Origin of the sequence: Seohaeicola saemankumensis, assembly GCF_021021435.1 — a bacterium.
Lineage (GTDB): Bacteria > Pseudomonadota > Alphaproteobacteria > Rhodobacterales > Rhodobacteraceae > Seohaeicola.
The window spans coordinates 48983-68417 of record NZ_JAINWI010000005.1 but is presented as its reverse complement, the minus strand read 5'-3'; the positions used below and the strand labels follow the sequence as shown (position 1 = coordinate 68417).

At 58.1% G+C, this 19435-nt stretch carries 17 protein-coding genes; 6 read left to right on the top strand and 11 right to left on the bottom strand.

Going from position 1 to position 19435, the window contains the following annotated elements; genetic code table 11:
- Positions 1–211: 211 nt before the first annotated feature.
- The 3 genes from K7H22_RS03885 to K7H22_RS03875 all read left to right on the top strand — a co-directional run bounded on the left by K7H22_RS03885 (position 212) and on the right by K7H22_RS03875 (position 2732).
- A complete protein-coding gene (locus K7H22_RS03885; protein WP_230799428.1) occupies positions 212–868 on the top strand; it encodes a TetR family transcriptional regulator C-terminal domain-containing protein in 657 nt (218 codons plus the stop codon).
- 167 nt (positions 869–1035) lie between these two features.
- Positions 1036–1659, top strand: coding sequence for a hypothetical protein (locus K7H22_RS03880; protein WP_230799427.1), 624 nt, complete (start codon positions 1036–1038; stop codon positions 1657–1659).
- Complete coding sequence (locus K7H22_RS03875) at positions 1659–2732, top strand: helix-turn-helix domain-containing protein (protein ID WP_230799426.1); 1074 nt, start codon at positions 1659–1661, stop codon at positions 2730–2732. The genes K7H22_RS03880 and K7H22_RS03875 overlap by 1 nt, the downstream gene beginning before the upstream one ends.
- A 75-nt stretch (positions 2733–2807) precedes the next feature.
- Here the strand turns inward: K7H22_RS03875 and preA are convergent, their stop codons facing one another.
- Positions 2808–4112 (bottom strand): NAD-dependent dihydropyrimidine dehydrogenase subunit PreA, encoded by a 1305-nt coding sequence (gene preA / locus K7H22_RS03870; RefSeq protein WP_230799425.1) that lies wholly within the window; start codon positions 4110–4112, stop codon positions 2808–2810.
- Positions 4113–4145: 33 nt separating this feature from the next.
- On the bottom strand, positions 4146–5468 hold the full coding sequence (locus K7H22_RS03865; protein ID WP_230799424.1) for an NAD(P)-dependent oxidoreductase: 1323 nt from the start codon (positions 5466–5468) through the stop codon (positions 4146–4148).
- A 659-nt stretch (positions 5469–6127) separates the two neighbouring features.
- Between K7H22_RS03865 and K7H22_RS03860 the strand changes: the two genes are divergently transcribed.
- Together K7H22_RS03860 and fliS are read left to right on the top strand one after the other, a co-directional pair.
- On the top strand, positions 6128–6832 hold the full coding sequence (locus K7H22_RS03860) for a response regulator transcription factor (protein ID WP_330165829.1): 705 nt from the start codon (positions 6128–6130) through the stop codon (positions 6830–6832).
- 96 nt (positions 6833–6928) lie between these two features.
- Positions 6929–7318 carry a flagellar export chaperone FliS gene (gene fliS / locus K7H22_RS03855; protein ID WP_230799423.1) on the top strand — a complete coding sequence of 130 codons (390 nt, stop codon included), beginning with the start codon at positions 6929–6931 and terminating at the stop codon, positions 7316–7318.
- A 149-nt stretch (positions 7319–7467) separates the two neighbouring features.
- Here the strand turns inward: fliS and K7H22_RS03850 are convergent, their stop codons facing one another.
- From K7H22_RS03850 to K7H22_RS03810, 9 genes are all read right to left on the bottom strand, one after another.
- Entirely contained in the window at positions 7468–10626 is a 3159-nt protein-coding gene (locus K7H22_RS03850; protein WP_230799422.1) for an Hpt domain-containing protein, read from the bottom strand.
- A gap of 38 nt (positions 10627–10664) precedes the next feature.
- Entirely contained in the window at positions 10665–11069 is a 405-nt protein-coding gene (locus K7H22_RS03845; RefSeq protein ID WP_230799421.1) for a response regulator, read from the bottom strand.
- 57 nt (positions 11070–11126) lie between these two features.
- On the bottom strand, positions 11127–13115 hold the full coding sequence (locus tag K7H22_RS03840; RefSeq protein ID WP_230799420.1) for a methyl-accepting chemotaxis protein: 1989 nt from the start codon (positions 13113–13115) through the stop codon (positions 11127–11129).
- Entirely contained in the window at positions 13115–13840 is a 726-nt protein-coding gene (locus K7H22_RS03835; protein WP_230799419.1) for a ParA family protein, read from the bottom strand. The genes K7H22_RS03840 and K7H22_RS03835 overlap by 1 nt, the downstream gene beginning before the upstream one ends.
- The gene (locus tag K7H22_RS03830; RefSeq protein ID WP_230799418.1) at positions 13840–14367 is read right to left on the bottom strand and encodes a chemotaxis protein CheW; all 528 of its coding nucleotides are present in this window, start codon (positions 14365–14367) and stop codon (positions 13840–13842) included. Before K7H22_RS03830 ends, K7H22_RS03835 begins: the two co-directional genes overlap by 1 nt.
- A complete protein-coding gene (locus K7H22_RS03825) occupies positions 14364–15470 on the bottom strand; it encodes a protein-glutamate methylesterase/protein-glutamine glutaminase (RefSeq protein WP_230799417.1) in 1107 nt (368 codons plus the stop codon). The genes K7H22_RS03830 and K7H22_RS03825 overlap by 4 nt, the downstream gene beginning before the upstream one ends.
- Positions 15467–16291, bottom strand: a complete 825-nt coding sequence (locus K7H22_RS03820) for a CheR family methyltransferase (RefSeq protein WP_230799416.1) — start codon at positions 16289–16291, stop codon at positions 15467–15469. Before K7H22_RS03820 ends, K7H22_RS03825 begins: the two co-directional genes overlap by 4 nt.
- Positions 16288–17499, bottom strand: coding sequence for a chemotaxis protein CheA (locus K7H22_RS03815; protein ID WP_230799415.1), 1212 nt, complete (start codon positions 17497–17499; stop codon positions 16288–16290). Before K7H22_RS03815 ends, K7H22_RS03820 begins: the two co-directional genes overlap by 4 nt.
- A gap of 117 nt (positions 17500–17616) precedes the next feature.
- Positions 17617–17922 carry a hypothetical protein gene (locus tag K7H22_RS03810; protein ID WP_230799414.1) on the bottom strand — a complete coding sequence of 102 codons (306 nt, stop codon included), beginning with the start codon at positions 17920–17922 and terminating at the stop codon, positions 17617–17619.
- 338 nt (positions 17923–18260) lie between these two features.
- Here K7H22_RS03810 and K7H22_RS03805 point away from each other — a divergent pair, with 338 nt between their 5' ends.
- On the top strand, positions 18261–19433 hold the full coding sequence (locus K7H22_RS03805; RefSeq protein ID WP_230799413.1) for a sigma 54-interacting transcriptional regulator: 1173 nt from the start codon (positions 18261–18263) through the stop codon (positions 19431–19433).
- The last annotated feature ends 2 nt before the right edge of the window (positions 19434–19435 follow it).

Sequence of the window (19435 nt, the reverse complement as noted above, 5' to 3'; positions counted from 1 at the left end):
ATTCATCGCACGGTCTTGACCTGCCAAAGAAGCTGTATCCATAAGGATTTGTCTCTTTGCGAAAAGGTAACTCTGCCGCTTTGTTTTTTACCAAATGGTAAATTGACGATTGCAACCCGTGGCACCTGTGTCAAGATTTGTCTTGAGGGCGTGGCCAAGCAGCTTGCCGCGACGCCCACCGTTGATGAATTTCGCAGCAATGTGAGGGCTGATGAAGGACACCGTGAAACCAGATGGCAGAGGCCCGAAAGGATCGCCTGCGGCACCGGCTGTCAAACGCAGTCGAATCCAGACGCGCAATCGCAAGCTGATCCTCGATGCCGCGCTCGAGGTGTTCTCGACGCATGGTTTTCGCGGGGCTACACTTGACCAGATCGCGACCGAGGCCGGATTGTCCAAGCCCAACATCCTGTATTATTTCGACGGGAAGGAGGCGATCCATGTCACTCTGCTGAACAAGCTGATGGAGACATGGCTTGATCCGCTGGAGCAGTTGAACCCGCAGGGTGATCCGCTGGACGAGATCCTTGCCTATGTCCGGCGCAAGCTGGACATGGCGCAGGCCTATCCGCGTGAAAGCCGCCTTTTTGCCAACGAGATCCTGCAGGGCGCGCCCCGCATGGCCCCGCATCTGGAAGCGCGGTTGAAACCCTTGGTGGATGCCAAAGCCACGCTGATCGCGGACTGGGCCGAGGCGGGCCGGATCGCCCCCGTCGATCCGCGCCACCTGATCTTCTCGATCTGGGCCACCACCCAGCACTACGCGGATTTCGAGGCGCAGGTGAACGTCCTGATGCCCGAAGGCGGGGTATTTCCGGGGGCGGCGGGCTATCTGGAGACGATGTATAGGCGGATGCTGACGGTTTGAGGGGGGGGGTGTCCCACTGTGGCACCTTTATCGGGGCCAATGATTTCAATTGGTTGGCCTGTGGAGGCTGGAGGAGTTGGAACAATTTAGCCTTTACCACACACTATTTGCTTGCCTTTAAGAATTTCTACATCATATGATGTCAGAATTCTTAAAGGAGTCTTGCATTGCCATCATTCAACACAGTCGTCGTCTCTACTCTTGCCGATGTGGAAGCCCGCCTCGCCGATTTTGGGCTTACGCGAGAACAAATAAGCGCGATAGGTAGAACTGCACGTGCCTATGCGGAAGATGCCAGCCCCTCTATGCCACTCAATGCGGCTGGCATGTTGTCCTATATTCACGGCGTCAGCGAACTTCGCCAACAAACAGTTGGAGCGGAGTATGTCACTGACAGGGCTTGCGGCGTCGAGTCTGTCGTGCGCAAGGATCGCAGCGTGCGCATAGCGTTTCAAAACGTGGATAAGTGTTGCGCACACATGCCGCCAATGCCCCGCTCTGAGAAGGGAAGTGGTGCCGAAGCACTATCCTCCCTGACACTATTTGAACATGCCGGTATTGAACCGGGTCCACTTACTGGAGTCCATGACGGCATCCGCACCTACTACGCTATGGTCGGTCTTGACGGAAGTGTGGAGCTGTCGTGCCCGATTATCGAAAAAGGCAAATACGTTGCGTGGCATGAACGCATATATATCTACTCGCCTGACAGCGAGTGGGAAGCCTTTATAGATGACGAGAACAACCCTACCGAGGAATTCGACATAGTCGTTTCCTTCAAAGAGATATGATGTTCAACTCTGAGCGCTTAAAGACAGCCCGCGAAAGACGGATGCTGACTGCTAAAGATCTAGCAGAGCGTGTCGGCGTGTCTGCGGTTTCACTTTCCAAGTATGAAAACGGTCATGCACCCGATGAATCAACAGTTCGTCGTCTCGCGGGTGCGCTATCTTATCCCGTGGAGTTCTTCTATCGAGAGGCACCTGAACGGCTTGATACCGACGCTGTGAGTTTCAGAAGCCTTGCTCGTATGAAAGCTAAAGAACGACGTGCCGCAGAAGCAGCGGGGTCGCTGGGTATTGAACTTTATGAGTGGATCAATAACAGGTTCAATCTACCAGTCGCAGACCTCATAGACCTAAGCAAAGAGCGCCGTCGTCCTTACGTGGCGGCACGTCTTTTGCGTCAGCACTGGGGACTTGGAGACAAGCCTATTGGCAATGTGCTCAAACTAATTGAATCAAAAGGCGTGCGCGTCTTGTCATTATCAGAGGCAACCAAGAACGTTGACGCTTACTCCTTCTGGCGTGGGGATCACCCTTACATTTTCTTAAATCAAGAGAAGACTGCTGAGCGGTCAATATTCGACACTGCCCATGAACTAGGCCATCTCGTTTTGCATCATCACGCGGACTCAAGAACAGATAAGGAAGCAGAGACCCAAGCCGACCGTTTCGCATCAGCTTTCTTAATGCCAGAAAATGATATGATGGACTACGCACACCTTTTCTCTGCTAATCAAATCATAGTTGCAAAGAAGCGGTGGAAAGTATCGGCCATGGCCTTAGCGTATCGACTCAACTCACTAGGTTACATTAGCGAGTGGAATTATCGTTCACTTATGATCGAGCTTGGAAACCGTGGATACCGAAGTGGTGAACCTGATGGGATAGACCGAGAAGTCTCGACCGTCTTGGCAAAAGTTCTGTCGGCTCTTTGGTCTAAGGGTATGACAAAAAACGACATTGCTAAAGACCTCCGGATTCCATTGGAAGAGATTGAAGCTCTTCTATTTCGGCTATCACCAATTCAACTGGGCGCGGCCAATGAGCCACGGCGCCCAGAGTTGAAGTTGGTAAAATAAGCCCCCCCCCAATAAAAAACGCGGCCACCGGGGAGGTGCGGTGACCGCGTCAGGTTGTCCTCGGGGAGAGGAAACTTACTCCGCCGCTACAGCGCCGGGGTTGTTGGGGTGGGTGGTCCAGTTGGCGTAATCCGCCTCGACCACTTTGCCGGTGCGGGGATCGACGGTGCCCGGCGTCATGGCCTCCATCGTGATGCAGTCCTGCACGGGGCAGACATTGACGCACAGGTTGCAGGCCACGCATTCGTCATCCTTGACGGTAAAGACGCGATCCTCGGACATGGCGATGGCCTGATGGCTGGTATCCTCGCAGGCGGCAAAGCAACGGCCGCAGCTGATGCAGAGATCCTGATTGATCTTGGCCTTCGCCACATAGTTCAGGTTCAGGTGCTGCCAGTCCGAGCAGTTCGGCACGGCGCGGCGCACGATCTGCGAGGTGGCTGTCAGCTCTTTCTCGTCCATCCACTGGCTGAGGCCCGAGATCATCTCTTGCACGATCTTGAAACCATAGGTCATGGCCGCCGTGCAGACCTGCACATTGCCCGCGCCCAGCGCCATGAATTCCGCCGCATCGCGCCACGTGGTCACGCCACCGATACCGCTGATGGGCAGGTTCGCCAGTTCCGGCGAGCGGGCAATCTCGGCCACCATGTTCAGCGCGATGGGTTTCACCGCGGGTCCGCAATAGCCGCCATGCGCGCCCTTGCCGTCAATCACGGGTTCAGGCGCGAACAGGTCCAGATTGACCGAGGTGATCGAATTGATCGTGTTGATCAGGCTGACCGCATCCGCCCCGCCCGCATGCGCTGCGGCGGCGGGTTTGCGGATATCGGTGATATTAGGCGTCAGCTTCACGATCACCGGCATGCGGGTGTTCTGTTTGCACCAGCGGGTGACCATTTCGATATATTCAGGCACCTGCCCCACGGCGCTGCCCATGCCGCGCTCTGACATACCATGCGGGCAGCCGAAGTTCAGCTCGATCCCGTCGGCGCCAGTTTCCTCGACCAAGGGCAGGATGGCTTTCCACGCTTCCTCGACGCAGGGCACCATCAGTGACACGACCATCGCGCGGTCCGGATAATCGCGTTTGACGGATTTGATCTCCTGCAGGTTCACCTCCAGCGGGCGGTCGGTGATGAGTTCGATATTGTTGAGACCCAGAAGGCGGCGGTCTGCGCCCCAGATCGCGCCATAGCGCGGGCCGTTGACGTTGACGACGGGGGGGCCAGCCTCACCCAGCGTTTTCCACACGACCCCACCCCAACCGGCCTCGAACGCGCGGCGGACGTTATATTCCTTGTCAGTGGGCGGCGCGGATGCCAGCCAGAAGGGGTTAGGCGATTTGATCCCTGCGAATTCGGTGGTGAGATTGGCCATTTTGCTGGTCTCCCTGTAGGACGCTGTGAGGCTTTACCCCATCAGTGTTGTATGAATATCCATTGCCGCATCGCGGCCCTCGGCCACGGCTGTCACGGTCAGATCGTCGCCGCCGGCCGCGCAATCGCCGCCCGCCCAGACCCCCGCAACCGAGGTGCGGCCTGCACCGGTCACAGCGATCTTGCCGCGCTCGGTCGCGGGCAAACCGTCGCCTGTCAGCGTCTGGCCGATAGCGCGGAACACCTGATCGGCGGCAAGGCGGAATGTCTGCCCCGTGGGGGCCAGATCGTCATCGGTATATTCAAACTCGATCTCGCGCACCGCACCGTTGCCATGCACCGCGACGGGGCTGGCGTTGGTGATGATCCGCACACCCTTGGAGGCGGCCAGATCCTGCTCGAACTTACTGGCATTCATGCGCTCGCGTCCCCGACGATAGACAAGGCTCACATTCAGCGCGCCCAGCAGCTTTGCCTGCACGGCAGCGTCCACCGCCGTCATACCGCCACCGATGACTACAACTTCGCGTCCCACGGGAAGCTGCGAAAGGTCTTCGGCCTGCCGTAGATCGGCGATGAAATCGACCGCATCCAGCACACCTGATTTGTCGTCGCCTGTGACACCCAGAGCATTGACGCCGCCAAGACCCAGACCGAGGAATACCGCGTCATGGTCGGCCTGCAATTCCGTCAGGGTCAGATCACGGCCCAAAGCCGCGTCGGTCTTGATGGTGATACCGCCAATCTTCAAAAGCCAGTCCACCTCGGCCTCGGCGAAACCATCCACCGATTTATAGGCGGCAATGCCATATTCGTTCAGGCCGCCAGGCTTGGGGCGGGCATCGAATACGCTGACATCATGCCCCAACATCGCAAGGCGGTGCGCGCAGGCCAGACCTGCGGGACCAGCACCAACTACCGCGACATGCTTGCCGGTGGCTGCGGCGCGGCTGAACGGATGCATGTCCTTGGTCATCATCCTATCGGTCGCGTAGCGCTGTAATTGGCCGATCAGGACAGGCTTGCCTTCGGCTTTCTCGCGCACGCAGGCCTGCTCGCACAAGGTTTCCGTGGGGCAGACGCGCGCACACATCCCTCCGAGGATGTTCTGCTCGAAAATGGTTTTCGCCGCAGCCTCGGGCGTGCCGGTTGCGATCTGGCGAATAAAGAGCGGAATGTCGATATCGGTCGGACAGGCAGTGATGCAAGGCGCATCATGGCAGAAGTAGCAACGATCAGCGGCGACCAGCGCCTCGTGATCGTCAAGCGGCGGGTGCAGGTCTGAAAAGTGATCGGCATATGCAGACGGATCAAGCCGCCCTGTCACAATACCTTCGGCCAGCGCTTTACCAGTCATCCCAACCTCTCCTGTTGTCTCTTGTTAGGATCAGTATTCCACGATTCTATTTTTTATCAACTGGTAAAATTTAGGCAGTTTGTGAACAGAGTACTTCCATTGTTAGAGAACATCCCTGCCGCGGTTTTCCTGTCGGAGTGCAAGAAGGTGAAGACTTGCCAATCTGCTCGGTCGTGCGCCGTCTGAACGGTCCGGATCTTGCAAACGGCTCAGGTGATGTCGGACAGCCACCGCAAGCACGTGGCTCGCAAGCGTCGATGGCGGACAAAGAGTCCGCTGAAAAGTAAACACTCACGGACTCAAAGGGTTTTTCGGAAGGAAACAGCTTCAAATTGACCGCATAGACCTGCCTTTCAGATGGGCAGGTATCAAAAGACAATAATGCCATACGTTCGAACCGTGGACTGATCAAAATGTCGCCACTATTTGCTGACAATAGTATGAGTAACTCTCTTAGTACTGGGTAAAGAAATGATTGACTGCAATTGGGTAATTGTCCGAACAGTCCGGTCATCCGGACAAAATTGCCAAAAATCCTTGCATAATATGAAGACCATTAACCAGTTTGGCGACGACCGCCTTACTGGCGATGGTCCGTGCTTTTTCTTAGGCGTCACGGCATATTTTCGGGTCAGTCCTGCGCTGGAAGGAGCCACAATATGAACAGTCGTATGAGCAACACAATGCGGGACACCGCACGCGCGGATCTGGAGAATGGCAGGTCCAACAACAGCGCCTCGCCAGCGCGCTTGCGGGTCTTGCTGGCTGATGACCATCGGATGATCCTTGATGTATTTGCCATGTTCCTGTCAGATTCGGCAGGGATGGATGTCACTACATCGGATTCCTTCGATGAAGCGGCCCTGGTTATCCAGAAGGAAGGCCCGTTCGACGTTGTGTTGCTGGATCTGAACATGCCTGGCATGAACGGTATTGCCGGACTCAAACGCGCATTGCGGTTGAATGAGGGCAACCCCGTCGCGATCATCACGTCGAACCCGACGCCACGGATGCTGCAAGAAATCATGGGCGCAGGTGCTGCCGGCGTCATCCTAAAGACGACGCCGGCCCGCAGTCTTGCGAATGCGATCCAGTTCATCAACTCGGGCGAGCGTTACCTGCCGCTGGAGTTGATCAGCGCGCAGTCACAACCGCAACCTGCCCTGCGGAACGGCCAGTTGAGCGACAAGGAAATGGAAGTGCTAACCTATCTAGCCGAAGGCAAGGCCAACAAGGAGATCGCCAACGAACTTGATCTGGCGGAACCCACGGTAAAGATGCATGTCACCGCCATCTGCCGCAAATTGGGTGCGCAAAACCGCACCCATGCTGTCGTGCTTGCGCGTGATCTGGGGATTGCCTGACGGGCCAAGTTTGTGACGCAGATGTAAATTAAATTCGCATCCGACCGTTAATTCAGAATAAGCGGCAAGAGCCGCACCTGAAAAACAGAGGATGACATGAGCCTTCAGCTTGCCCAGAAATCTTATCGCCGCGCCGAGCAGGCCGATCAGAATATCCCCGATGATGCCCATGCGGTGATCGGGGTGGCCCTAACGGAACTGCAGGCAGCGCTGGAAACGCTGAGTGTCGCTGCTGAGGCTTCACGGCCTTTGTCATCTTCCGCCATGACCAAGGCGATGTCCTCAATCTACCTGCTGCAAAGCAGCCTTGATTTCGAGCGCGGCGGCGAGATCGCCCCTGCCCTGTTTCAGGTCTATGAATATTGCAGGCAGCACCTGATCAGCGCATTCCGCAACGAAGCAGGGTCGGATGCAGGGTTGACGCAGGCCGCGCAATTCATCCGCAGCTTGCGCGAGGCATGGTCCGGCATGGCCAAACCCGCGTAGTCTGACGACCGGTTTCAACGCCAAATCCCCGCCGCTGGAATAGCGGCGGGTTTTTTCTTTTCTGCTGCCTGCACTGTTCGAGACATACCGATAGCAGTCCCACGTATAGTGCAGGGCTGCTTTGCTATCGGGGCGTTGGCAACGGGCTGCTATCCCGCCAGAAGTGTTGCTTCCGGCATATCGTCGCTTCCGGCGCAAAAGGCGCGAGGAGAGAGAACCATCCCGACATCGCCACCCGAAAGCAAAGCCACGCCCGAGATATTCTTTAGCTTGGACATAACGCCCTTGAGCGGACGCAAGAGAACCAGTTGCTGCCCCACAAGATCATCGACGGGGATCGCCACGCTTTGGCCTGCGCGCCCCAGAATGATGTGAACCTTGTTCATTCCGTCGATGACGGACAGGTCTTCATCTGTTGCGGTATCCTCAAGGGTCAGAATATCTTCGTCAACCTTTGCCTTGGGCAGGGCGCGCACCGAGATCACCTCGTCAGCGCTTAGCCGCAACATGCGTTGCCCGCCGTCTATGGCAAGCGTGAACAGCGCCTTGGGATCTGGTTGCAGAATGGTTCTTATCGCATCAACGGGCAGCACATATCGCGTAGCTCCTGCCCCGACCACCATGCCTTCCAATACCACAAGGTTCATCGGCAGGTTAATGTGATAACGCTGCCCCAGATCGGGCAGACGCACATGGCGCAGACGACCACCAACACGGCCGAGATCGGCGTTCAGTTTGGCGGAATCCTCTGCATCAAGAGGCTCGCGGCCATCATCGTCCAGCGTCACCGAAAGCTGATCGTCACTGCGGTTTACCGACAGATGTAACCTGCGCGGTGCGGCATCACCAAGGGATAACCGCCCCATCACCAATGGTCTCAGCAAGCGCTTCAGACTTTCCAGAACAGCAATATCCAGTGTCATCTCCGCACCGACGGTTGTCAGCCGCGCTTCCCGTCCGTTGCGGCGGGATTGCGTCGCAACCATCGCAACCAAAGGCCGCAACACGGTTTCGACCGGACGCGCGCGCAATTCGGCGGTGGTTTGTTGCAACTCTGCCATATGGCCCAGAAGCTGGGTCTCGATCTGCGCCATGTTGCGAAGCCGGTCCATCACCGTGTCCGCAAGCCCCTTGAGAGCGGCGCGCGCCTGTTGTGGGTCATGCCCGTGAAGACGCAGAACCGAATCCACGGATTGCGCCAGATCGTCCTCGACCAGTTCGGACAGCATCCCGTGTACCATAGCCTGACCGGCGGCGATCTCACCGATCTGCTCAAGTATACCGGTCGAGAGTTCCAGACCGGCCGCCGTGTCAAGTCCTGGCTCGGCGGCATCCGTTGTGTTGCCGGAGGTTGCGTCCTGCTCTTCCTCGGACAGGGACAGGTGGCGCAGAATCACAAGACGTTTGCCGCCGGGGTCCATGTTCGCCATTGCCTCAGCCAAAGCCATCTCGTCCAGCGCGGTTGAAATCAGGAAATCGAACAGCGTGTTTTGCCCCTGAAAGACGGTCACATTGGTAATGGCCTGAATCGCACCCGACCCGATAAAGACAAACAGGGCCTCGGCCAGTTCGTTGTCATCGTTCACATCGGCACGCAGGATATAGAACTGCCGTCCCGCTGCTATCGCCTCGGCGGCTGCGCGCGTGCTTTCGGGGGACAGCACCCGATGGAATTCCGCAGGCAAGCCGAGCCTACGCTCGACCGCTGTAGCCGTCAGCACACCGGCCCCTGTGAAGCCGACTTCAGAAGCTTCCTGAAACAGCTGCTCCAGCCGTTCGGTATCCGGCGCTTCGCCGACACGCAGCGCGTCGAAGACAAGCTCCAGCGTGTCGATAAAGCCGCGCGCAATGCGCATCAGGATGGCGTCAGGGCCTTTGCCATGCGCATGGCCGCGTCCGAACAGATCCAGCAGGGACATCGCAAGTTGCGAGGCGGTAACAAGGTCGTAGTGGCGGCACGCATGGTGCACGAGGCGCACAAGACGCTCCAACTCCCGCTGGCCGCCGCCTTCCAGTTTGCCAAGGCGCATCCGTTCCAACGTCTGGTCAAGCTCGTCCAGCGTGTCAAAAACATGATCCGCACACCAACTGGCCAGAAGCGACGCAGGGCTCATTCCGTCTTCATCGCTGTTCTGACCCAGAACAGCCTCGACCGAAGCAAGCTCTTCGTAAAGGTTCAGTTCCTGTCGGCGATATGCGGCGGGAGTTTGGGATGAACGCAGCAGGTCGGCTGCAAAAGAAACACGTACATAGCCAAAACGATCCGCCGCTTGGCATATCTGTGCAATCGCCTGTTCCCTGGCGCTGGTATCAATCTGTTCGCCGGTGGACAGGCTTATGCCGATATGCGCGATGATGGATAGCGGTTCTTCCAGTTGCGAGAAAAAACCACCCCGATCGGGTGCCGTAGCCGGCGCGACGGCTTGCCCTGATGCATCGGTCTGGGATTGTTTTGAGATGGCATCTATCAAGATGGTGGCATCAACCGGATCTGGCATGTCTGCAAAACCGCACAGCATCGCCGACCATTCATCGAGGCCCAGTTGGGTGGCCGCATGATCCAGATCACGGATTACGCGGGTAACAGCGTTGCAGGCCTCGGCTGCATCCTCGTTCATGCTGGCCGTGGTCAGTTTCACAAGGGCATCTGCTGCCATATCGTCGAAAATCTTGCGATAGACGGGATCATCGGCAAGGCGCGAAGTTTCTTTGCGCGCCACGGGTGCCGGTTCATCAATCGGGACAATCCTATCAGTTCTCGTATCAGGGCTATCGCCCGACGGCGCATCCGTCAGTGCAGCATCCTCTGGGGCGGCGTCGGGGGCGTCAGGATCCCGATCAATTTCCCCAACAGGCGCAACCATGTCCACGGCATCCGCTACCGGCAAATCTGCATCAACAGGTGCAGTGCAGCGCGCGATCTTGTCGCGCAACCGCTGCACAAGGTTTTCGGTATCCGCAGGATCGGCATCAGCGCGTGTTGTGCCGGTTGTTTCCAGCATGTCGCGCAATTTGTCGCCGGTTTCCAACAGCAGCGCATGGATTTCGGCATCAAGCGGAACGCCGCTATCCCGAACCAGACCGATCAAGTCCTCTGCCAGATGGGCGCGGCTTTCTACGACCCCCAATCCCAGAACACGCGAGTTTCCCTTGAAAGTATGCACAGCCCTGAACAAGGCCGAGATATGGGGGGGCTGTTGCTCGCCCGTGGCTTTTTCCAGCGCCAGAAGAGCGGTTTCCATCGCATCCATTGCCTGTGCGCCATCATCGACGAACAAGGCCCAGATTTCATCCATTTCGTCAGACATGCCGCATTACTTTCTGCCGGTGTTTCGGAAAAGACGGATCAGGCTGCCATGACAGCACGCATCGTGCTTGCCAGTTCATCGCCGGTTTTCTCTTCAAGATCGTGGGACACTGTGCCGGACGGTTTGGCCACCACACCATCGGCCCCCAACTCGCGTGCCTTCGCCGCGTGAGGCGAGCCGGATACCGCGACAGAAGACAGCATGCAGATCTTGGCACGCGTCTTCAGCTTGGCATGACGCAGGAATTCAAGCCCGTCCATCACTGGCATCTCGATATCGAGAAGGATCAAGTCAACCTCGGCACCATTGGCCAGACGGTCCAGCGCCTCTTGGCCATTGGCGGCTTGCGCCACAACTTTGAAATCCGGCAAACCTTTGATAAAGCTTGAAATATAGAGGCGCATCATCGCGGCATCATCGACGATCATTACATTATAGGACATTTGTCATTTCTCCGTGGTTTCGGGGGCCGCCAGGGAGGAGCCCGGCGGCAGTTTGGTTCAGAAGTCTGCAAATCCGCGTTCATCGCGGTCGACGTTGGCATTTGACGCGGCTGCATGCGTCCCGTTCATCTTGCTCCGGTCATTGCCGGCCGGATGGTTCGACCCGAATTGTGCCATCATCATGCTGCGGAGTTGTGCCAGCATCTCGGGCGAGAGATCCTCAAGCGATGTGGCGCTGGGTTTAGGCGCGGTGACCTTGCGCAGCTTGTAGCGGTTGAAGTCACGGCGCATCATTTCGGTGGCACTCGACATCTGGGTGGCGCTTGCCGCCAACTCGTCAGCCTGCTGACTGGTCGTCAGGGCCGATCTTGCCACTTCGCCGATGGCCGCGGTCACCTGAGTCACGCCGCGGGCCTGTTCCTCGCTGGCAATCGCGATGTCATTCACAAGCTCTTTGACCTGACCGATGTCTCCGGCAATCTTAGTAAAGGCCTGCCGCGTTTCGTCGGCAATCCGCACACCGGATTTCACGCGGGTCGAGGCATCATCAATCAGGTCCGAAGTCTCGCGTGCCGCTTTGGCAGAACGTCCTGCCAGATTCCGAACTTCTTGCGCTACGACTGCGAAACCGCGCCCGTGCTGGCCTGCGCGTGCCGCCTCGACCGCCGCGTTAAGCGCCAGAAGGTTGGTCTGGAAGGCGATTTCGTCGATCACCTTGATGATCTTTGCGATATCCAGCGACGAGCCGCGGATGCCTTCCATCGCCTGCACCATCTCGGCGATCTTCCTGGTGCCGTCATCTGCTGCCACAGCCGCGCCGCTGACCAGCTTGGATGCCGTATCCGCAGAGGCCGCGTTGGCTTTGACCTGTGCGTTGGTCTGCTCGGTTGAGGCCGAAACCTCGTCAACTGACGACGACTGGATCTGAGAGTTCGTCGCCAGCGATTGGCTCGATTGCGACATCTGTTCGACCGTGATCGCAATCTGCTGGATTTGCTGGCTGGCCGCCGAGATCGTCTCGTTCAAAGACACCAAGGCCCGTTCCATCGTATCCACGATCGTCCGATAGTCGCCGGTGAACCCGTCGAGATCAATCTGCTGATCCAGATTGCCGATTGCCAATTCGTCACAGAAACGCAGGATCTCCGACGTGACTTTCTTGAAGCTCTCGCGGATCGCCTCAATACCATCGTTGATAAAGTAGCGCTCGCCCGAGAATTTCTCGATCTGGGCGTCAAAATTGCCCTTGGCGAATTCCGACACGCAGGCAAGCACCTTCTTCTTGGTCTCGATATGTCCCAGAACCATCTGGTTTGTGCCTTCAGCCACGATCCGCGCTCTGTCGTCCATTCCGTCAACCGGAATGAAATGGCTGATCATCCCGTTGGCATGGGCTTCGGACATTTTCTGGATTTCGGTGATCAGATTGGCGATCTGGTGTTGTTCCGCAACGGCCGAAGTCTGGTCTTGCCATTCAACAAAGACAGATACCAACTGACCATTCTTCTGCAAGATAGGCGTTGCGCGGAAGGAAAGAGAATTACCACCCAGAACGAACTTACCTTCATGCAGGGACTTCATACCGTTCATCATCTGGCGCTGATGGGCCGGATTCTTATGGAATACGTCGATGCATTGACCCACGATATCGCGCGCTACAAAATTCGGTAGGTCGCGGCGGATACTGGTCTCCATCGCTTCGAACATCTTATAGGCTGCCTCGTTGGCGAAGCGGATTATGGCGTCCGCATCAGCAATAGTAATAGGGTTAAACAAGACGTTGAGGGCATCCATTGCAGGGATTTTGTCCCACTGGAGCAGATCTTCGTTGTCATTGGTCATGGCGTTGGTCCTTGAAGGCTGGAGGTTGTCCGCTGGATGGGGGGTATCGTCTGCGAGAAAAGGTTTGGCGGCCGTTTCCGGCAGGTCTTCGGGCAATTGTGCTGCAATCTCGACCGCGGCGGGCGGCACGACCCATGCAAGCGGGTCTTTGCCAAGTCCTGCGCGGGCAGACGGTTTGCGTGTCGTTTTTTTCTGGCCGGTCATCAGGCACTCCTCAGGCTGGGTTGGGCAGCGGGTCGCGCCAGAAGACGCGCGAGCGCGGTATAATCCGCACATCCGGTGCTTGCGGGCGCATGACGGAATATTGTCTGTCCGAAGCCCGGCGCCTCGGACAGGCGGACAGAACTGCGCACCGTGACAGGAAGCACGAGTTCCGGCCCAAGCCGCTCGACAAGCTTGGCACGCACATCGCGGTGCACGGACAGGCGCGCCGAGTAGCGGCACAGCAAAAAGCGCAGACGCGCGCGCGGGACACCGATTTCGGCAAAGCGCATTAGCAGACGGCTGACGCCCGACAAGCCCAGAAAATCTGGTTCGAGCGGACAGAGGATGATCTCTGCCCAATGGCTCAGCACCGCCGTGTGATCGGACCATGCAGGCGCGCTGTCGATCAGCGTCCAGCTCTTCTTGAATGTGTCAGGCTGCGGCGCCACGTTCTGCACCGGAGCGTCCGTTCCAGGTACCAGCAGCAAACCCTTTTCGCCCTCGATGGCGACGGGTTGACCGGGCCGGCCCGCAAGCCAGTCGGACACGGTCCAATCCGGCGTTGATCTGGCAGGGGTCAGCATAGCCGTAAGGTGCATTTGCGGGTCCAGATCCGCCAATACAACATGTCTGGCAAGACGGCCGCGCAGAAGGGCCGCGCCCAGATTAGCCGCCGTGGTCGTCTTGCCGACGCCGCCTTTCTGATTGTGGATCAGAACGCGCATCAGTCCACGCCCTTGTCGCGACCAAGCGCGAGATCGCCGTCGGACACCAGAACGGAAGGGTCAAGCAAAACGGCAACACCGCCGTCCAGACGCCCGATTCCGGCAATGACCTGACGTCCCTGCCCGCGCCCGAATTGCGCATGGCTGTCGATCTGGCTGGCCGCGATCTCGCGGACCTCGCGCACGCCGTCTACAATCAGACCTATGGGGGCGTCTCCCACCTCCATCACGATGATCACAGTCCGGTCGTCATAGGAACGTTCCACGATCCCGAAGCGCAGGCGGACATCCATCAGCGGGATGACCTTGCCACGCAGATTGATCACACCTTTAAGGTAGTCCGGCATATCCGGAATGGGCATGATCCGCTGCATGCCGACAATCTCGGTCACGCCCGCGATACCAACACCGTATTCCTCGGGTCCGATATCAAAGGTCAGATACATGTCCGCGATCGTATCGGTCTCCAGATCTGCGGCCATCAAAGCGTCCTGCGACGCCGTCGCTGGTGTGGTCTGGTTCATCATGATGCAGTTCCTTCCTGCGAATTGAAACGATATGTGCCGCGCGCAACAGGGTTGGCTGCCGCGGCCAGAAGCGAGGGGCCGATGGCATCAAGCGGTTTCACCGACATTGCGGCGTTCAGGTCTACGGCCGCAGCAGGCATGCCCCAGACAACCGAAGTCGCCTCGTCCTGCGCGAGCGTGTTTCCACCGGCATGTCTGATCGCCAGCAACCCTGCGGCACCATCCTTGCCCATGCCCGTCAGCAGTGCCGCACTGGCCTGTTTGCCGGCATGACGGGCAACAGAATGGAACAGGGTGTCGACAGCGGGGCGCGAAAAGCAGACAGGATCGCCTTCGACCAACGAAACACGCCAATGCGGGCCAGTCCCAGCCAGAACCATATGACGCGACCCACCCGGCGCGATCAGCGCGACACCGGACTGAACCCGGTCACCATCCTGCGCCTCGCGCACATTGATTTGCAATTCGGCGTTCAGACGGTCGGCAAATGCCTTGGTGAAACCTTGTGGCATATGTTGCACGATAACGATCCCCGGTGCGTCTTGGGGCATCGTGTGCAAGACGCGGGCCAAAGCCTGCACCCCGCCTGTTGATGCACCAATGGCAATGATCCGGTTCTCCGGATGCCGCGACGGGGGTCTTACCCCCATCGGCAACACCCAACCTGCCATTTGTGAGGGGCGGGCAAGAGCCGCGGCACGCACCCTGCGGCAGACGTCGGCCATGATATCCTTGAGGCCGGTATCCACAGCAAGCGACGGCTTTGCGATGACATCTACGGCACCCGCTTCCAAAGCCTGAAGTGTCACCGCGGCACCACGTTGCGTGGCGCTTGAGATGATCACGGTTGGCAGCGGGTTAACCGGCATCAACTGGCGCAGGAAGGTGACACCGTCCATCCTGGGCATCTCGATATCCAACGTCATCACTTCAGGTCTGAGATCGCGGATCATCTCGGATGCCTGTTCCGCACCCGAGGCGGTGCCGACCACCTCGATCATCGGATCGGTCGACAGCCCCATGGACAGAACTTTGCGGATCATCGCTGAATCATCGACGATCAGAACACGCACGGCCGCGCGGCGCGTTGACAGAGTGTTCATGTGGCAACCCCTCTCTTGCGGGAAACGCCACTGATGATCTGCCGCCAGCGCGGTGACAGGTCGCGCACCGACTCGGTCACACTGGTGAACAGCCAGCCGTTATCCTCGACATGGTCGGCGATGGTCTCGACCACTTCGATCTGATCCTGATGGGTAAAGTAATACAGAACATTCCGGCAAAAGACGGCCTGAAACGGCTTGCGGAAGGGGAAGGGTGTCGTCTTGAGGTTCATGCGCCGGAATGTGCAGGCCTGGCGGATCTCGGGCACGATCTGGAAATGACCGATCCCGACGGGCTGCATGTATTTCGACTTGATATGCGCTGGCACCTGTTCCAGATGCCGCGCCGGATACACCCCTTTTTCTGCAAGCTCGATCACCGGCGCGCTGATATCGGTTCCAAGGATCGTCGTGCGCCTGAGTGTGTCCATGCCAAGCGTTTCGGCAATCATAATGGCCAGTGTATAGACTTCGTCACCCGACGAGCATGCCGCGCTCCACAGACGGATTTCGTTGCGTTGGGCAAGCTGCGGCAAAACATTGCCGAGGAAATGCTCGAGCACATCCTTTTCACGGTAGAAATAGGTGTGATTGGTCGAGGCCGCATGCATGACAGCAAGCTGAACCTCATGGTTCTGGGCCTGCATGATCTCATAGGCCAGCTTCGCAAAATCGGGCATCCCGAAAGATCGCTGAACCCGCGCCAGTCTTTGTTGCAGCAAGTTGCGCTTGTGGTCGGGGTAGTGGATCGCACAGCGGTCTTCCAGCCAGCGCTTGATCGTCTGGAAACCGTCCTGTTCGCTTGTGCGCATTACCGTCATGGCAGACCGCCCACGGCACCCAGCCGTTCGCAATCCAGCACAAGTGCAACCTCGCCAGTGCCAAGAAGAGCGCAGCCATAACTTGCCCGCACTTGTGCAAGCCTTCCTACCAGCGGTTTCATGACAACCTGCTGACGATCCAGAATTTCGTCGACCGGCACAGCGAGGGGGCCGTTGGAGGTCTGGAACACGACGATGACCTGCGGCGGGGCGTCCATGCTGCGCGGCTCGGCCTGCATTCCGTCAAAGAAATTCTCGAGCCGGCAAACCGGAATACTGCCACCACGCAGGCGGAACAGCTCCTGCCCGCCACCCGCCGAGAGCTTTGGCAGATCATGCGGACCCGGACAGGCGATTTCCGCGACCATGTCGACAGGCACCGCAAAAAGGCGCGGCCCGAGACGCAGGATGATGCAATCCAGAAAGGCCAGCGACACCGGAATATGCAGGGAAACGCGAGTCCCTTGCCCCGCAGCACTGTCGACCACGATGCGGCCGCGCAAAGCCGCCATTGTCGTGTTGAGAACGTCCATTCCCACGCCGCGCCCCGACAGGTTGGAGACATTTTCGGCGGTCGAGAAACCGGGCTCGAAGATCACCTTCCACAATGCGGCTGGCTCTGGTTCTTCGTCCGGACCGAAGAAACCGCGCTCGCGTGCCTTGTGCAGGATGCGTTCACGGTCAAGGCCACGACCATTATCCTCGACAACGATCCGGACCTCGCTGCCGACCTGTGCCGCTGACAGGATGATACTACCGATTTCAGGCTTACCGGCAGCAACACGATCCTGCGGCGGTTCAAGCCCGTGATCGGCAGCATTCCGCAAGACATGCAGCAGCGGATCATACAGACGGTCCGCGACCAGTTTGTCGATCTGAGTTTCGGCACCCTGAATATCCATCTCGATTTTCTTGCCTGTCTGACGCTCAAGCTCCCGCAGCATGCGCCGCAGGCGTTTGAACACCTCGTCGACAGGCACCAGACGCATATCCGTGGCCGCGTCCTGCACCTCTCGGACGATCATCATCAACCGGTGCACCGCCGTTTCGAAATGCGACAGCTCCAGCCCGACAAGATCGGGCGACCGGACGGTCTCGGCCACCGACAAAGACAGTTCCGCCACCAGATCCATGAGCCGGCCAATCCGTTCGGACGGCACACGCATGAGCCCGCCCTCGGGAGCAATCTCGGGACCGGCGGCACTCATGAGCGCAGCAACCTGTTGCAGGACTGGCGACGATACTGAGTCATTTTCTCTTTCGGTTATGTGTTTGACAGATGAACCCGAGCCTCTTTTGCAAGTTCGGGGCCAGTCCAGCCGCCGTCATGCAGCTTCTTCGGACCGGTCGAAGTTGAAGATGCAGACACCGTCAAACCCGTTGGATTTAAACAGGAACGTCTTTTTCATCGTGTCGAGGAAACCCCCGTGTTTCTTCTCGAAACCTTTGAGATCGTTGATGTTGGGGAAGAAGACGTTGATAGAGACATCGCCTTCTTTCGAGATCACGACGTTCAGACCTGTAAGATTGCAGGTCGGAATGGCGTTGCCCAATGTCTCGACGACAAAAGGGGCCGCGATCTGTGCAGCATCGAGGCTTGGAAATTTTAAATGATATGTTTTTGAGAGCATTCTCTGGGCCTTGTCTGATCAGGATCTGTTCCTGTAACGACCGAACGGCGGAAAATTTAACACCGCCCTTCAGAAAGCCCCCATCCTTTCGGTGCAGCGACCCATCCTTTCGGACCAGGCAGGCAGGCTTTCGAGCGTCGAATTTCCGTCAAGTCCTTTCATAGCAATGCTGTTTTCGGGTTTTCCGACAGCGTTTACCCTCCCTATTTCCATGCAAAATCCAGTCACACCGCAGGATTCCGCAGAAAGAGAGCAGTATCTTTCGAGACTCCTCTAAAACGCGGGGTTTGGCATGGTTCCTGCCTTAACAAGTTCAGGTGACGTAAAAGGATTTGACCATGACCAAGTTGCATTTTCTCGATCCCCAGTTCTCCTCGGCAGATGCTCTGGAGCAGCTGCTGCAGCGGCGCCGGATCGGCGTGACGCGCGGTGTTGCAGAACGGGGATGCGGGGCAGTCATGTTTGTCGCAACAGCCGCCGACGCCATCACAGAGCGTCGCGCGCAGGATGCGGCACGCGCCGCCGGTATCCGCAGCCTTGTGATCCTGCGCGAAAATGCAGAGACCTTCGCCATCGAAAGCGAGTTGGGCGCGCGTCTGATCCGCATCTCTTTGCCCACGCCTGCCGCCTCCTGCGACCCCTTGCACGATCCTGCACTGCTGATGTTGGTCGATATCCTTGCAGCCCCGCTGCGCCCGATGGTCGCTTGCGATCCGGCAACAGGTTCATTGATTGATCTGGCCGAACGCGTAGCCCGCACCGATGTCACTGTGTTCATCAACGGGCCGACCGGCAGCGGCAAGGAAGTCCTGGCCCGTTCGGTCCACGCCGCCAGCCGCCGCGCCGACAAGCCCTTTGTGGCGATCAACTGCGCCGCCATTCCCGAAAACATGCTGGAAGCGATGCTGTTCGGGCATGAGAAGGGTTCTTTCACCGGCGCGGCGACAGCCAATCGCGGGCTGATCCGCGCTGCGGATGGCGGCACGCTGTTACTGGACGAAGTCTCGGAAATGCCGCTTGGATTGCAAAGCAAACTGCTGCGCGTGATTCAGGAACGGCGTGTCACGCCGCTGGGCTCTTCCGAGGAAGTAGCCGTGGATATCCGTATTGTCGCCACGTCCAACCGTGACATGTCGCTGGAAGTGCGCGAAGGCCGCTTCCGTGAAGATCTGTACTACCGTCTGCATGTCTTCCCGCTGACAACGCGCGCCATTGCACAACGTCCCGAAGACATTGCCGCGCTAGCCGTCTCGTTGCTGCGCCGCCACTGGCGCGATAGCACGCCCCCGCTGTTCACCCCCGAGGCGATGGCAGCGTTGCGCCGCCACAACTGGACCGGCAATGTGCGCGAGCTTGAAAATGTCATCCAGCGCGCGCTGGTTTTGTGTGACGGGCAGACCATCGGGATCGAGGATATCCTTCTGGACACCGGAACGGGTCTGCGGATGCCCTCCAACCCGAGCTTTCTGACCCAAATGGGAAACCATATGCGCCTCGCCGAGGCTGTGTGAGG

Bases quoted from the DNA above. Each gene is read 5' to 3' on its own strand.
- K7H22_RS03885 (WP_230799428.1), top strand. From the start codon at position 212: ATGAAGGACACCGTGAAACCAGATGGCAGAGGCCCGAAAGGATCGCCT.
- K7H22_RS03875 (WP_230799426.1), top strand. From the start codon at position 1,659: ATGTTCAACTCTGAGCGCTTAAAGACAGCCCGCGAAAGACGGATGCTG.
- preA (WP_230799425.1), bottom strand. From the start codon at position 4,112: ATGGCCAATCTCACCACCGAATTCGCAGGGATCAAATCGCCTAACCCC.
- K7H22_RS03865 (WP_230799424.1), bottom strand. From the start codon at position 5,468: ATGACTGGTAAAGCGCTGGCCGAAGGTATTGTGACAGGGCGGCTTGAT.
- K7H22_RS03860 (WP_330165829.1), top strand. From the start codon at position 6,128: ATGAACAGTCGTATGAGCAACACAATGCGGGACACCGCACGCGCGGAT.
- fliS (WP_230799423.1), top strand. From the start codon at position 6,929: ATGAGCCTTCAGCTTGCCCAGAAATCTTATCGCCGCGCCGAGCAGGCC.
- K7H22_RS03850 (WP_230799422.1), bottom strand. From the start codon at position 10,626: ATGTCTGACGAAATGGATGAAATCTGGGCCTTGTTCGTCGATGATGGC.
- K7H22_RS03845 (WP_230799421.1), bottom strand. From the start codon at position 11,069: ATGTCCTATAATGTAATGATCGTCGATGATGCCGCGATGATGCGCCTC.
- K7H22_RS03840 (WP_230799420.1), bottom strand. From the start codon at position 13,115: ATGACCGGCCAGAAAAAAACGACACGCAAACCGTCTGCCCGCGCAGGA.
- K7H22_RS03835 (WP_230799419.1), bottom strand. From the start codon at position 13,840: ATGCGCGTTCTGATCCACAATCAGAAAGGCGGCGTCGGCAAGACGACC.
- K7H22_RS03830 (WP_230799418.1), bottom strand. From the start codon at position 14,367: ATGATGAACCAGACCACACCAGCGACGGCGTCGCAGGACGCTTTGATG.
- K7H22_RS03825 (WP_230799417.1), bottom strand. From the start codon at position 15,470: ATGAACACTCTGTCAACGCGCCGCGCGGCCGTGCGTGTTCTGATCGTC.
- K7H22_RS03820 (WP_230799416.1), bottom strand. From the start codon at position 16,291: ATGACGGTAATGCGCACAAGCGAACAGGACGGTTTCCAGACGATCAAG.
- K7H22_RS03815 (WP_230799415.1), bottom strand. From the start codon at position 17,499: ATGAGTGCCGCCGGTCCCGAGATTGCTCCCGAGGGCGGGCTCATGCGT.
- K7H22_RS03810 (WP_230799414.1), bottom strand. From the start codon at position 17,922: ATGCTCTCAAAAACATATCATTTAAAATTTCCAAGCCTCGATGCTGCA.
- K7H22_RS03805 (WP_230799413.1), top strand. From the start codon at position 18,261: ATGACCAAGTTGCATTTTCTCGATCCCCAGTTCTCCTCGGCAGATGCT.